Raw genomic sequence first — 12,728 nt, forward strand, 5'->3', positions numbered from 1 at the left:
GGCATCCCGTGCGCCACCGCCACCTGGAAACCGCCACGCTCGCCGTGGGCGTCGTCGTCCTGGCCGACGTGCTGCGCGTCTTCCTCCCGTCCGTCATCACCGTCTTCGGGCAGGCCGCCGCCACCCCCGCCCCGCTGCTGGGCGCGTTCGCGCTCGGCTGGTTCGTGCTCGCCCTGTTCGCCCCGGCCCTCGTCCGCCGGCTCGGGGCCCGCCCGGTCGCGACCGTCGCCGCCGTGGCCCTGGCCGCCGCCCGGCTCGCGCTGACCGCCGCGCCGGGCGGGCGTACGCAGCTCTGGCTGGCCACCGTGGGCCTCCTCGCCGGGCTGGTCTGGCTCGCCGGCACCGCCGCGCGGACGGACCGGCCGCTGCCCGGGCTGGCGCTGGGACTGGCCCTCGGCGCGGTCACCCACGCGGCGGTCGACACGTACGACCTGGTGTGGCGCTCGGGTTGGGCCGGCTGGGCCGGCAGCGGGGCCCTCGTGGCGCTCTTCCTGGCCGGGACGGCGCGGCTGGCGTCCACGCCGGCCGCGAGCGCGTCACCGGCGCGCCCGGGCGGCGCCCGGGTGTGGCTGCTCGCCGGCCCGGCGCTGCTGCTCACCGGCATGGTGGCGCTGTCCCCGGCGGTGGCGGGGACCGCCTCGTCGTACCGGCGCGGCCCGGCCGCCGGCCTCGCCGGTCCGCCGGTCGCCGGTGACCTGCCGATCCTGCTGGCCTCGGCCGTCGCCCTGTTCCTGCTCGCGGCGCTGGCCCGGCCGCCCCGGGGCCCCGCGCGGCTGTGCGGGCCGGTCGCGGCGCTCGCCGGAGCGGCCCTGTTCGCCGCCGACCGCCCCGGCTGGCTGGCGCCGGCGATCCTGCTGACCGCCGCCGGCACCGGGGGCTGCCTGAGCCTCGCCGGGACCGCCCCGCCGCCGTCGGTGCCGCCCGCCGGCCCGGGTCAGGCGGACGGGCGCCCGACCCGGCCCGCCCTGGCGGCGGTGCTCGGCATGCTGGTCTTCGCCGTGGCCGTCTTCGCCTACCACGCCGCCTACGACCTGGGCTACCCCAACGGGTCCGTGCCGGTGGCCGTGGCCGGCTTCGTCGCCGTCGTGGCCCTCGCCCCCGGCCGCGTCCGGGCCTCCGCCGCCGGAGCCCACCCGCGGGTGCCGCCGCGGCTCCGATCAGCCCGGATCGCCGCCGGCGCGTTCCTGTGTGCCTTCGTCGCGGCCGGCCTGTCCCAGCCCGCCCCGGCCACGTCCCGCCACCAGGAGCCCCCGACGGCGGTTCGGGTGGTGGCGTACAACGTCCGGATGGGGTACGGCCTGGACGGGCGGCTCGACCCGGACGGGCTGGCCACCGTCGTGGCGGGACAGCAGCCCGACGTGGTGGTGCTCAGCGAGGTGGACCGGGGCTGGCTGCTCAACGGCGGCCACGACGTCCTCACGCTGCTGGCGAGGCGGCTCGGCATGACGTACGTCTTCGCGCCCGCCGCCGACCCGCTCTGGGGCGACGCGGTGCTCAGTGGCCTCCCGCTGGCGTCGGCCCGGACCCGGAAGCTGGCGGCGGCCGGCGCGCCCACCGGGGCGCAGGCGCTCGGCGTCACCGTCGACATCGGCGGTGGCGCGGGCCTGGCGGTGGTCGCCACCCACCTGCAACCGCCGCCCGGGCGCGAGCCGGTGGCGCAGGCCCGCGCGGTGGCCGACTTCGCCCTCGGGTACGCGGCCGGCCGGCCGCTGGTGGTGGCCGGAAACCTGAACACCGAGCCGGGGGCACCCGCGTACGCCGAGCTCACCCGGGCCGGGCTCGTCGACGCGCTGGCCGCGGCCCGCCCGCAGCCCACCAGCCCGGCCGGCGACCCGCGCACGGAGATCGACCACGTCCTGGTGCGGCCGGGGACGGCCGTCAGCCACCCGGCGGCGCCACGCAGCACCGCCAGCGACCACCTGCCCGTCGCGGTGACCGTCCACCTGCCGCCACCCTGAACCGGCGCGGCGTTGGCGTGGCAGGGAAACCCCTCCCGACCGCAGGCGTCAGGAGGGGCCCTCCTCACAGGCGGTCGGCGGCCAGGAGGCCGTCCGCGGCGAACGCGAGCAGCCAGCCGCCGCCCTTCGGCGTGACGTAGTCGCCGGGGCGGCCGGCCAGGCGTTCCAGCGCGCCGGGAACGACCTTGCCCTGGCTGCACGCCGCGACCGGTTCTCCGGCGGCGGCCAACTCGGCGAGGCACCCCGCGGCCGCCAGGGCCCGCTCGTCCGGGTCCTGACCGCCCACCGGCTCGTCGAGGTCGCCCGTCACCTCGATGGGCAGGTCGAGCAGGGCGGCGGCCGGGTCGAGGGTCTGCACGCACCGCCGGGCGGACGCCGAGATCAGCCGGGCCGGCCCGAGCAGGGCGATCAGGGGCGCCAGCCGGTGCGCCTGGGCCCAGCCGGTCGCGTCGAGCGGGCGGCCGGCGTCCGGGCCGCTCCAGGTGCCGCGCGCGCCGGCGTGGGCGTGCCGGACCAGCGCCATCGTCCCGGTCACCGGGGGCAGGGCGGCGAACGCGGCCAGCACCTCGCCGTCGTGCGGGTAGCTGACCAGGCGTACGGCGTCGGCGGCGGGCAGCCAGCGCACCTCGTCGACCTCCGTGTCGGGCTGGAACCCGCCCTCGCCGACCACCCGCATCGACCAGTAGTCGACCACCTTGGGCCGGCCCTCGCTGCGGTACCGCGCGCGGGGCAGCCGCACCTGCGGGACCACCCGCACGTCGGCCTCCTCGGCCAGCTCCCGGACGGCCGCCGTCAGCGGGTGCTCGCCCGGGTCCAGCTTCCCCTTCGGCAGCGACCAGTCGCCGTACCGGGGGCGGTGCACCAGGCAGACCCGTACGCCGTCGCCGTCGGCGCGCCAGGCCACCCCGCCCGCCGCCCGGATCGCATCCTGCTCCGCCATCCGCTCAGCCTAGGGTCAACCGGCCGTGCCGCCGACGCGGCGCAGCAGCAGGTCCTGCAGATGGGTCAGCGGCGCCTCCGGCGTCCCGGCCCGCCGCGTCCAGGTGCCGTCCCCGGCCAGCTCGAACGCCTCCACGTCCGGGCTGAACGCGGCGGTGAGCACGTGGTCCAGCTCGGCCCGCGCCACCGGGTCGCTCACCTGCACCAGCGCCTCCACCCGCCGGTCCAGGTTGCGGTGCATCAGGTCCGCCGAGCCCATCCAGAACTCCGCCTGCCCGTCGTTGCCGAACCGGAAGATCCGCGAGTGCTCCAGGAACCGGCCGAGGATCGAGCGGACGCGGATGTTGTCCGAGAGCCCCGGAACCCCGGGCCGCAGCGTGCACATGCCCCGGATCAGCAGGTCGACGTGCACCCCGGCCCGGGAGGCGCGGTAGAGCGCGTCGACGACCTCCTCGTCGACCAGCGAGTTCACCTTGATCTGCACCAGCCCCGGCACGCCGAGCCGGACGTGGGTGATCTCCCGCTCGATCCGCTCGACCAGTCCCCGGCGGATGCCCTGCGGGGCCACCAGCAGCCGCCGGTACGCGGTCTGCCGGCTGTAGCCGGTGAGCACGTTGAACAGGTCGGTCAGGTCGGCGCCGATCTCCGGGTCGGCGGTGAGCATGCCGAAGTCCTCGTACAGCCGGGCGGTCTTCGGGTGGTAGTTGCCGGTGCCGATGTGGCAGTAGCGCCGGATCTGGTTGCCCTCCTGGCGTACCACCAGGGCCGTCTTGCAGTGCGTCTTCAGCCCCACCAGGCCGTACACCACGTGGCAGCCGGCCCGCTCCAGCGTGCGCGCCCAGCCGATGTTCGCCACCTCGTCGAAGCGGGCCTTCAGCTCGACGAGCACCACCACCTGCTTGCCGGCGGCGGCGGCGTCGACCAGCGCGTCGACGATCGGGGAGTCGCCGCTGGTGCGGTAGAGGGTCTGTTTGATGGCCAGCACGTCGGGATCGGCGGCGGCCTGCTCGACGAACCGCTGCACGCTCGTCGCGAACGAGTGGTACGGGTGGTGCACCAGCACGTCACCGTCCCGGAGGGTGGCGAAGACGCTGCGCGGCACCTCGCCCTCGGTGAGCCGGGGGTGGGTGGCCGGCACGAACGGCGGGTCCTTCAGGTCGGGGCGGTCGGCCTCGCCGTAGAGCTGCCACAGGGCGGACAGGTCGAGCAGGCCGCGCACCCGCAGCACGTCCTGGGCGTCCATGTCCAGCTCGCGGACCAGCAGCTCCAGCATGTGGTCGGAGATGGAGGCGGCGACCTCCAGGCGTACCGGGGGACCGAACGGGCGGCGGGCCAGCTCCCGTTCCAGGGCCTGGAGCAGGTCCTCGTCGCGGTCCTCGTCGACCTCGACCTCGGCGTTGCGGGTCACCCGGAACAGGTGGCACTCGACCACCTGCATCCCGGAGAAGAGCTGCCCCAGGTGCACCGAGATCAGCTCCTCCACCGGCAGCACCCGCACACCGGGGGCCTCCCGGTCGACCCGGACGAAGCGCGGCACGTTGTTCGGCACCTTGACCCGGGCGAACAACTCCGATCCGCCGTCCGGGTCGCGGACCGTGACGGCCAGGTTCAGCGACCGGCCGGAGATGTACGGGAACGGGTGCGCCGGATCCACGGCGAGCGGGGTGAGCACCGGGAAGACGTGCTCGCGGAAGTAGGTGCGCAGCCGTTCCCGCTCGGGGGCGTCCAGGTCGGTCCAGCGCAGGATGCGGATGTCCTCGGCGGCGAGCTTCGGCAGCACGTCGTCCACGAAGCAGGCGGCGTGCCGGGCGACCAGCGTGGCGGTCTTCTCGGCGATCAGCTCCAGCTGGGCACGCAGCGGCAGCCGGTCACCGCCGCGCACCGGCAGGCCGGCCGACAGGCGGCGCTTCAGGCCGGCCACCCGCACCATGTAGAACTCGTCGAGGTTGCTGGCGAAGATGGCCAGGAACTTCGCCCGCTCCAGCAGCGGGGTGCGCGGCTCCTCGGCCAGGGCGAGAACGCGGGCGTTGAAGTCGAGCCAGGACAGCTCCCGGTTGAGGAAGCGGTCGTCGGGCAGCGGCTCGGGCGGCGGTGGCTCGTCGTCGGGGCCGGGCGCCGCCGGTGGTTCGAGCACCTCGCCGGCGCCGGACGGCGCCGCCGGGGCGGCCTCGGACACCGGGTCGAGCACCTCCTCCAGGCCGGCGGAGGCGACCGCGGCGGCGGGACCGGCGGTCACGGGGTCGTCCTCGCCGACCTCGCGGGCGCGGTACCGCCCGTCCGGCCCGCGCGGCCGGGCCCCGTTGCGGGCGAACGCGGGCGCGCCGGAGGAGTCCCGGCTGTCGTCGGGCCGGCCGGTGTGGGGCTCGCGAGGGGTGCTCACCCGCCCATAATCACCCGAAGCCGGTTAACGCAAAATGAACTCGCTCCGGTAGCTCAGGGCATCGTCGGCAACGTCACCCGGACGATCTCCCCGGCGGCGTCGGTCTCGACCCGGACCCGCTGGCCGAGTCGCAGCAGCCGCAGCCCGGAGGCGTCGAAGGCGCGGGCCGGGAAGGCCAGCTCGGTGCCGTCGTCCAGAAGCAGCACGCCGCTGCGCGTCGCCGCGTCGTAGGTGGCCACCGTGCCCTGCATGCCAGCACCGTACACCGGGCGGTCAGGCCGGGCGGGCCGCCAGCCGGCCGGCGGCGGCGACGGCGACGGCGGCGGCGGTGCGCGGCCCGAGCCCGAGCCGGGCGGCCGCCGCCAGGTCGGCCGCGGTGTCCACGTCCCGACGCAGGGTGGGCAGCTCGCCGGCCAGCGGCAGCGCGCCGCTGGCCAGGTGCGCCGCCGCCGAGCCCACGCCGAACCGGGGGTCCAGCGGCACGCCGGGCGGCGCGGCGAGCAGCACCGTGCCGCTGCCCGGGGCGTCGGCCACGAACCGGCGTACCCCCGGCGGGCCGGCGGCGACCGCGCACAGCGCCGCGGCCAGCTCGTCCGGGCGCAGCGCAGGCAGGTCGGCGGTGAGCCCGGCCAGCCAGGCGCCGCCGTTCGCGGCCGCGACCTGCGCGCCGTGCCGGAAGGCCGCGTTCAGGCCGGCGCCCGGGGCGTCCGGCACCGCCCGGGCGCCCGCCCCGCCGGCCGCCGCCGCCACCCGCGGATCGTCGGTGACCACCACCACATCGGCCACCGCCGGGCACGCGAGCGCCGCGGCGACCGTGTCGGCCGCCAGGGCCAGCGCCAGCTCCTCGTGCGGTACGCCCGGCAGCGCCCCGCGCAGGCGGCTCTTCGCCACGCCGAGACGCTTCACCGGCACCACCACAGTCCAGGCTCGCTGCCGCACGGCACAATCCTGCCAGCCGGGTGGCGGTACCCTCACTGGCCGTACCCCGGGCGAGCAGGCATGATTTCGCTGCGGGCGGCGCGGGCGGGTGCGGCCGCGGGTCGGGCTACGAGGAGGCAGGGTGACACGGCGCAGGCTGGGATTCTGGCAACGGTTCGCCGTGGTGGTGGTCAAGCCCGTGATGACGGTCTGGACGCGGCGTACCTGGCGTGGCATGGAGCACCTGCGCCACGACGGCGGCGTCATCATCGTGCCGAACCACCTCTCGCACGCAGACCCGCTGGTCTCCGCGCACTTCGTCTACGACGCCGGGCGCTGGCCGCGGTTCCTCGCCAAGGCCAGCCTCTTCCGGCTGCCGCTGGTGGGCGGGATCCTGCACCGGTGCCGGCAGATCCCGGTGGAGCGCGGCTCCGTCGACGCGGCGAGGTCGCTGGACGCCCTGGTCGCCGCCGTGCGGGAGGGCGGCGCCGTGGTGATCTACCCGGAGGGCACCACCACCCGCGAGCCGGAGCTGTGGCCGATGAAGGGCAAGACCGGGGCGGCCCGGCTGGCACTGGCCACCGGGGCCCCGGTGATCCCGGTCGCCATGTGGGGCCCGGAGCGCATCTTCGACCCGCGCACCAAGCGGCTCAGCCTGCGACCCCGCATCCCGGTGACGGTGGTCGCCGGGCCGCCGGTGGACCTGAGCCGGTGGGCCGGGGCCGCGCCCACCAGGGCCACCCTCGAGGAGATGACGGACGCCATCATGCTGCGCCTGCGTGACCTGCTCGCCGAGATCCGCGGCGGCACCCCGCCGCCGCTCTGGGCGCGCCCGTCCCGCTCCGCCGCCCGCCCGCAGCAGGAGCGGGGAGGCGCCGCGTGAGCGGGCACGTGGCCGTCCTGGGCGCCGGATCCTGGGGCACGGCGTTCGCCAAGATCCTCGCCGACGCCGGCCGGGACGTGACGGTCTGGGCCCGCCGGGAGCCGGTGGCCGAGGCGATCCGGCTGCGTCGGCACAACCCGGACTACCTGCCGGACCTGCGGCTGCCAGAGCGGGTCACGGCGACCGGGGACGCCACCGAGGCGATCACCGGCGCCGAGCTGGTGGTGCTGGCCGTGCCGTCGCAGACGCTGCGCGCGAACCTCGCCGAGTGGGCCGGTCACCTGCACCCGGACGCGACGCTGGTCTCCCTGATGAAGGGCATCGAGCTGGGCACCACCAAGCGGATGAGCGAGGTGATCGTGGAGACCGCCGGCGTCACGCCGAGCCGGGTGGTGGTGGTCTCCGGCCCCAACCTCGCTCCCGAGATCGCCGCCGAGCAGCCCGCCGCGACCGTGGTGGCCGGCACGGACGACCGCCGGACCCAGCTCGTCCAGGCGTCGATCCGCACGCCGTACTTCCGGCCGTACACCAACGACGACGTGATCGGCTGCGAGCTGGGCGGGGCGGTCAAGAACGTGATCGCCCTGGCGTACGGGATCGCGACCGCGATGGGCTTCGGCGACAACACCCGGGCCATGCTGATGACCCGGGGGCTGGCCGAGACCGCCCGCCTCGGGGTGGCGCTCGGCGCCGACCCGATCACGTTCGCCGGCCTGGCCGGGATGGGCGACCTCGTGGCGTCCTGCTCGTCGCCGCTGGCCCGCAACCGGACGTTCGGCGAGCACCTGGGCCGGGGGGAGACCCTGGAGCAGGCGCAGGCGGCCACCCGGCAGACCGCCGAGGGCGTGAAGAGTTGCCTGGCGATCCGCGACCTGGCCCGGGCGCACGGGGTGGAGATGCCGATCACCGAGCAGATCGAGCGGATCTGCCACGAGGGCATGGACCCGCGGCTCGCCGTCGACGCGCTGATGAGCCGCACCGCGAAGCCCGAGTCGTACGAGTGAGGGGGGCGGCGTGACCGACGGGACCCGGGACGGCGACGGCACCCGGTGCGTACGGGCCGGGCTGCCGGAGCCCGTGCCGGGCCAGCCGTTCCTGCCCGGGCCGGTCCTCGCCGCGCCGTACCACCTCGACCCGTGGCGGGGGCCGGCCGCCGCCGCGGACGGGTACGGCCGGCCCGACAACCCGACCCGGCGGCTGCTGGAGGCGGCGATCGGGGAACTGGAGGGCGGCGACTGCCGCGTCTTCGCCAGCGGGCAGGCCGCGATCACCGGCCTGCTGCTGGCGCTGCTGCGCCCCGGGGACGCGGTGGTACTGCCCGCCGACGGGTACTTCCCGGTGCGCGCGTTCGCCGCCGACACCCTCGCCCGGATCGGGGTGCGGGTGCACCTCGCGCCGACCGTCGGGCCGTACCCGTCGTTCGAGGGGGTGCGGCTGGTGCTGGTGGAGACCCCGGCGAACCCGGGCCTGGACGTCGTCGACGTCGCCGCGCTGGCCCGGGACGCGCACGCAGCCGGCGCTCTCGTCGCGGTGGACAACACCACCGCCACCCCGCTCGGCCAGCGCCCACTCGATCTCGGCGCGGACCTGGTGGTGGCCTCCGGCACCAAGGCCCTGACCGGCCATTCCGACCTGCTGCTCGGCTACGTCGCGAGTCGTACGCCCGATCTACTCGACCCGGTCACCGCCTGGCGGACGGTCACCGGTGCGGTGCCCGGGGCCTTCGACGCGTGGCTGGCGCACCGCTCGCTGGCCACCCTGGACCTGCGGCTGGCCCGGCAGTCGGCCAACGCCGAGGCGCTCGCCCGACTGCTCGCCGACCGGTCCGACGTCGCGGGGCTGCGCTGGCCGGGACTGCCCGGCGATCCCGCGTACGCGGTGGCGGCGGCGCAGATGCGGCGGCTGCCCGGGGTGCTCTCGTTCGACCTGGGCGGCGCCGAGCGGGTGGCCCGGTTCCTCGACGCGTCCCGGCTGGTGGGCGCGGCGACCTCGTTCGGTGGCCTGCACACCACCGCCGACCGCCGGGCCCAGTGGGGCGACGACACCGCCCCGGGCTTCGTCCGGCTCTCCTGCGGGGTGGAGGACACGGCGGACCTGCTCGCCGACGTCACGGCCGCCCTCGGGTAGGGAAGGGCCCCTCTCAACGCCCGCCGGTATGGCGGGGTTCCCCGCTCACCCCCGGCCTCCGGCGGCGGGTTCGACGGGTATCGTGAGCGGGCACGCCCGCACCGGGCCCGACCGGAGGAGGTGAGACCGATCCACCAGCAACCAGGACCGGCGCTCCGCCCCGGGCCCGTGCCGCCCGCCGGGTAGGCCGCCCACGGGAGCGCCGAAGAGCGACCCCCGAGAGGCTTCCCGTGACATCCGCGCACCGCCAGTTCGACCGTTCCGCCGTCGTCACCCGCCTGCGCGCCGCCGGCTGCGTCTTCGCCGAGGACGAGGCCGACCTGCTCATCGACGCAGCCGACTCACCCGGGCGGCTCGCCGACCTCGTCGACCGCCGCGCCGCCGGGCTGCCGCTGGAGCACCTGCTCGGCTGGGCCGAGTTCTGCGGCCTGCGGGTCGGCGTCGATCCCGGCGTGTTCGTCCCCCGGGCCCGTACCGCCCTGCTCGTCTCCGCCGCCGCGGCGACCACCCGCCCCGGCGGCGCGGTGCTCGACCTCTGCTGCGGGTCGGGCGCCGCCGCGCTGGTGCTCGCCGGGCGGCTCGCCCCCCGCTGGCTGGCCGCCGCCGACGTCGACCCGGCCGCCGTCGCCTGCGCCCGGCGCAACCTCGCCCACCTCGGCGTGCCGGTCTACCAGGGCGACCTGTTCGACGCCGTGCCGCCCGCGTGGCGGGGCCGGCTCGATCTGGTGGTCGCCAACGCCCCGTACGTGCCGACGGAGGCGGTGCCGCTGCTGCCGCCCGAGGCGCGGCTGCACGAGGCACCGGTCGCCCTGGACGGCGGGCGGGACGGGCTGGCCGTGCTGTGCCGGGTGGCGCGGGGCGCGGTCGAGTGGCTCGCGCCGGGCGGGCACCTGGCGGTCGAGGTCAGCCGCCGCCAGGTCGACGCGTACCGGTCGGTGCTGACCGGCCTGGGGCTGGTGCCGTCCGTGGTCCACGACGAGGACCTGGACGCCACGGCGGTGCTCGCCCGCCGCCCGGGCTGACGGCGGGGTGCCGCGCTGGCGCGCGGCGGTCAGCGGCGGGGCAGCGCAGGAGTCGCAGGAGTTGGTCCCGGCTGGCCGCGGGGCTGAGCGCGACCGTTCGCAGGTGCTCCATGATCTTGGTGCAGGTACGCAGGGCCCGTGCGCGTTAGGGCTCCGGGTGGGGCCCTGCCCCGCGCGTTACGTAACGTATATGCGCGGTTGACCGGTTGCGGTGTGCTGCCGCTTCTCCCCGGGTATGGCATCGGCCTCCGGCCACGCACAGTAGGGTCAACCGGGTGAGCGCCACCGGCGAGCACCACGAGCCCGTGCAGTCGCGAACGAAAGGGTGACCGAGTGACCACCCCAGGCAAGACCCGTGTGGCCCTCGTCTTCGGCGGCCGCAGTCCCGAGCACGGCATCTCGTGCGTCAGCGCCGGCAGCGTCCTCGGCGCGCTCGACCCGGACGAGTTCGAGGTGGTCCCCGTGGGCATCACCCGGGCCGGCAAGTGGGTGCTGACCAGCGGCGACCCAGGCGAGCTGGCGATCACCGCGGGGCGGGTGCCGGAGATCACCGCCGAGGCGGGCAGCGACATCGTGCTGCGCGCCGACCCGACCGGCAACGGGCTGCTGGTACTCGACCCGGCCGAGGGCCCCCGGGCGCTCGCCGACGTCGACGTGGTCTTCCCCGTGCTGCACGGCGCGTACGGCGAGGACGGCACCATCCAGGGCATGCTGGAAATGGCCGGCATCCCGTACGTCGGGGCGAACGTCTTCGCCTCCGCCGCCGCCATGGACAAGGAGTTCACCAAGAAGCTCTGCGCCGCCGAGGGCATCCCCGTCGGCCCGTACGCGGTGCTGCGCAACGGGATGACCCTGGCGGAGGAGGACAAGCAGCGCCTCGGCCTGCCGGTCTTCGTCAAGCCGTCCCGGGCTGGCTCGTCGTTCGGCATCACCAAGGTCACCGACTGGGCGAGCCTGGACGCCGCGGTCGCCGTGGCGCGGGAAATCGACCCGAAGGTGCTGGTCGAGGGCGCGATCGTCGGGCGCGAGGTCGAGTGTGGCGTGCTGGAGGGCGAGGCCGGGGGCGGAGCCGAGGCGTCGGTGCTGGCCGAGGTGCGCGCCGGCGGCGACCACGACTGGTACGACTTCGAGGCGAAGTACCTTTCCGAGCCCGAGTACGACCTCCCGGCCGACCTGCCCGAGCACGTCGCCCGGCAGATCCAGGAGTACGCCGTCCGGGCGTTCGCCGCGCTGGACTGCGCCGGGCTCGCCCGGGTCGACTTCTTCGTCACCCCGGAACTGGACGTCTACCTCAACGAGATCAACACGATGCCCGGGTTCACCCCGACATCGATGTTCCCGCTGATGTGGGCCGCCTCGGGCCTGGAGTATCCGAAGCTGGTCAACCGTCTGATCCGCACCGCGCAGTGGCGCGGCGTCGGCCTGCACTGAGGCGTCGCTGCGCGCCTCGCGAGCCGGGCGGGCCCGCCGGCCCGCCCGGCTCCCGGATCAGCCGGAGCGGACCACCGAGAACCCGCAGCGGCCCGGCAGCCGCCGGGAACGGCGCCGGATCAGGCCGGGCAGGCCGCCGGATGCGCGCCGGGCAGGCCGGAGGGGGAGCCGGATCAGCCCGCGCAGCTGGCCGGGGTGGGGCCGCCGGAGGGCACGGTGGCGATTACCGTGTCGGAGATCGGGCTCACCCACTGCAGCGCCGCCCCGTACGTGCGGGGCACGGTGACCTGTACCGCGGTCTCCCGGTCGAGGGTGGTGAGCACGGTGGCGTCCGGCCCCTCGGCCGCGTACCAGCAGACCTTGTTGACGACCCAGACGTCGTCGGTCTGGGCGGGGGCGGGCTCGGTGCCGCCGCAGGCGACGGTGAGGGCGGGATCGCCGTACGCGGCGTTCTGCTCCGGGCCGGCGGTGACCGACCGCTGTTTCAGGTCCCGGACCGTGTCGGGCAGCTGGGACATCAGGGCGCGGCAGACGGTCGCCGGCCGCTCGGCGAGCGCCGGCGCGGCCATCTCGACCGGCGCGGTGGACTGCGGCCGGGCGGTGGTCGCCGACGGGCTGGGCTCGGGCGCCGGGGCGTCCGGGGCGAGCTTCGCGAAGGTGAACCCGGCCACGGCCACCGTGATCGGTACCGCGACCAGCGTGGCCAGCAGCGCGGCACGGCGGTTCGTGACGTCCCGCCGCGGCGGGGCCTTCTCGTCGGGGGAGGAAGTGATCTCGTCCACTTACAGGCGCACCACCGAACACGTGAGGGTGCGGGTGATGCCGGGCACCATCTGCACCTTGCTGACGATGAGTTTGCCGAGCTCGTCGACGGTGTTCGCCTCGGTGAGCACGACCACGTCGTACGGCCCGGTGACGGCGTCGACCCGTACCACGCCGGCAAGGTCCCCGATCAGCCCGGCCACGTCACGCGCCCGGCCGACCTCCGTCTGGATGAGGATGTACGCCTGTACCACGACTCGACCTCCGTCCGTCGCCGCCCGGAGGCGGCCCGAAGGGTGAAACTACCT

General features: G+C 76.1%; 12 protein-coding genes and 1 pseudogene. 6 read left to right on the forward strand and 7 right to left on the reverse strand.

The features are described 5' to 3' along the window. Window positions 1–8 precede the first annotated feature (8 nt). Entirely contained in the window at window positions 9–1,958 is a 1,950-nt protein-coding gene (locus JD77_RS18820) for an endonuclease/exonuclease/phosphatase family protein (protein WP_145775514.1), read from the forward strand. Window positions 1,959–2,022: 64 nt separating this feature from the next. On the opposite strand, the gene JD77_RS18825 is transcribed toward JD77_RS18820, so the two are convergent. The 4 genes from JD77_RS18825 to cofC are packed head-to-tail and all read right to left on the reverse strand — an operon-like array spanning window position 2,023 to window position 6,216. Then, window positions 2,023–2,898: an NUDIX hydrolase gene (locus JD77_RS18825; RefSeq protein ID WP_145775515.1), complete on the reverse strand. Its 876-nt coding sequence runs from the start codon at window positions 2,896–2,898 to the stop codon at window positions 2,023–2,025. 15 nt (window positions 2,899–2,913) lie between these two features. Beyond that, on the reverse strand, window positions 2,914–5,277 hold the full coding sequence (locus JD77_RS18830; protein ID WP_145775516.1) for an RNA degradosome polyphosphate kinase: 2,364 nt from the start codon (window positions 5,275–5,277) through the stop codon (window positions 2,914–2,916). A gap of 53 nt (window positions 5,278–5,330) precedes the next feature. Beyond that, the gene (locus JD77_RS18835) at window positions 5,331–5,528 is read right to left on the reverse strand and encodes a cold-shock protein (protein ID WP_145775517.1); all 198 of its coding nucleotides are present in this window, start codon (window positions 5,526–5,528) and stop codon (window positions 5,331–5,333) included. A gap of 22 nt (window positions 5,529–5,550) precedes the next feature. Then, window positions 5,551–6,216 carry a 2-phospho-L-lactate guanylyltransferase gene (cofC, locus tag JD77_RS18840; protein WP_170286478.1) on the reverse strand — a complete coding sequence of 222 codons (666 nt, stop codon included), beginning with the start codon at window positions 6,214–6,216 and terminating at the stop codon, window positions 5,551–5,553. A gap of 121 nt (window positions 6,217–6,337) precedes the next feature. Between cofC and JD77_RS18845 the strand changes: the two genes are divergently transcribed. From JD77_RS18845 to JD77_RS18860, 4 genes are all read left to right on the forward strand, one after another. Continuing rightward, entirely contained in the window at window positions 6,338–7,078 is a 741-nt protein-coding gene (locus JD77_RS18845) for a lysophospholipid acyltransferase family protein (protein WP_145775519.1), read from the forward strand. Further along, window positions 7,075–8,082: an NAD(P)H-dependent glycerol-3-phosphate dehydrogenase gene (locus JD77_RS18850; RefSeq protein WP_145775520.1), complete on the forward strand. Its 1,008-nt coding sequence runs from the start codon at window positions 7,075–7,077 to the stop codon at window positions 8,080–8,082. Before JD77_RS18845 ends, JD77_RS18850 begins: the two co-directional genes overlap by 4 nt. A gap of 10 nt (window positions 8,083–8,092) precedes the next feature. Beyond that, complete coding sequence (locus JD77_RS18855; RefSeq protein ID WP_145775521.1) at window positions 8,093–9,205, forward strand: cystathionine gamma-lyase; 1,113 nt, start codon at window positions 8,093–8,095, stop codon at window positions 9,203–9,205. Between the two features lie 230 nt (window positions 9,206–9,435). Further along, window positions 9,436–10,227, forward strand: coding sequence for a putative protein N(5)-glutamine methyltransferase (locus tag JD77_RS18860; protein ID WP_145775522.1), 792 nt, complete (start codon window positions 9,436–9,438; stop codon window positions 10,225–10,227). 46 nt (window positions 10,228–10,273) lie between these two features. Here JD77_RS18860 and JD77_RS18865 read toward each other — a convergent pair. Further along, window positions 10,274–10,360: pseudogene (locus JD77_RS18865) on the reverse strand (XRE family transcriptional regulator); the annotation flags it as partial. Between the two features lie 200 nt (window positions 10,361–10,560). On the opposite strand from JD77_RS18865, the gene JD77_RS18870 reads away from it, so the two are divergent. After that, window positions 10,561–11,658: a D-alanine--D-alanine ligase family protein gene (locus JD77_RS18870; RefSeq protein ID WP_145775523.1), complete on the forward strand. Its 1,098-nt coding sequence runs from the start codon at window positions 10,561–10,563 to the stop codon at window positions 11,656–11,658. Between the two features lie 173 nt (window positions 11,659–11,831). Here JD77_RS18870 and JD77_RS18875 read toward each other — a convergent pair whose 3' ends face one another. Together JD77_RS18875 and JD77_RS18880 are read right to left on the reverse strand one after the other, a co-directional pair. Further along, the gene (locus JD77_RS18875; RefSeq protein WP_145775524.1) at window positions 11,832–12,440 is read right to left on the reverse strand and encodes a DUF3515 family protein; all 609 of its coding nucleotides are present in this window, start codon (window positions 12,438–12,440) and stop codon (window positions 11,832–11,834) included. Then, the gene (locus tag JD77_RS18880; RefSeq protein WP_007075177.1) at window positions 12,441–12,674 is read right to left on the reverse strand and encodes an Lrp/AsnC ligand binding domain-containing protein; all 234 of its coding nucleotides are present in this window, start codon (window positions 12,672–12,674) and stop codon (window positions 12,441–12,443) included. Window positions 12,675–12,728 lie beyond the last annotated feature (54 nt).

This window comes from Micromonospora olivasterospora (genome assembly GCF_007830265.1).
Classification (GTDB): Bacteria; Actinomycetota; Actinomycetes; order Mycobacteriales; family Micromonosporaceae; genus Micromonospora; species Micromonospora olivasterospora.

Coding starts and splice junctions, on each gene's coding strand:
- JD77_RS18835 (WP_145775517.1), bottom strand. CDS start 5,528: ATGCAGGGCACGGTGGCCACCTACGACGCGGCGACGCGCAGCGGCGTG.
- JD77_RS18825 (WP_145775515.1), bottom strand. CDS start 2,898: ATGGCGGAGCAGGATGCGATCCGGGCGGCGGGCGGGGTGGCCTGGCGC.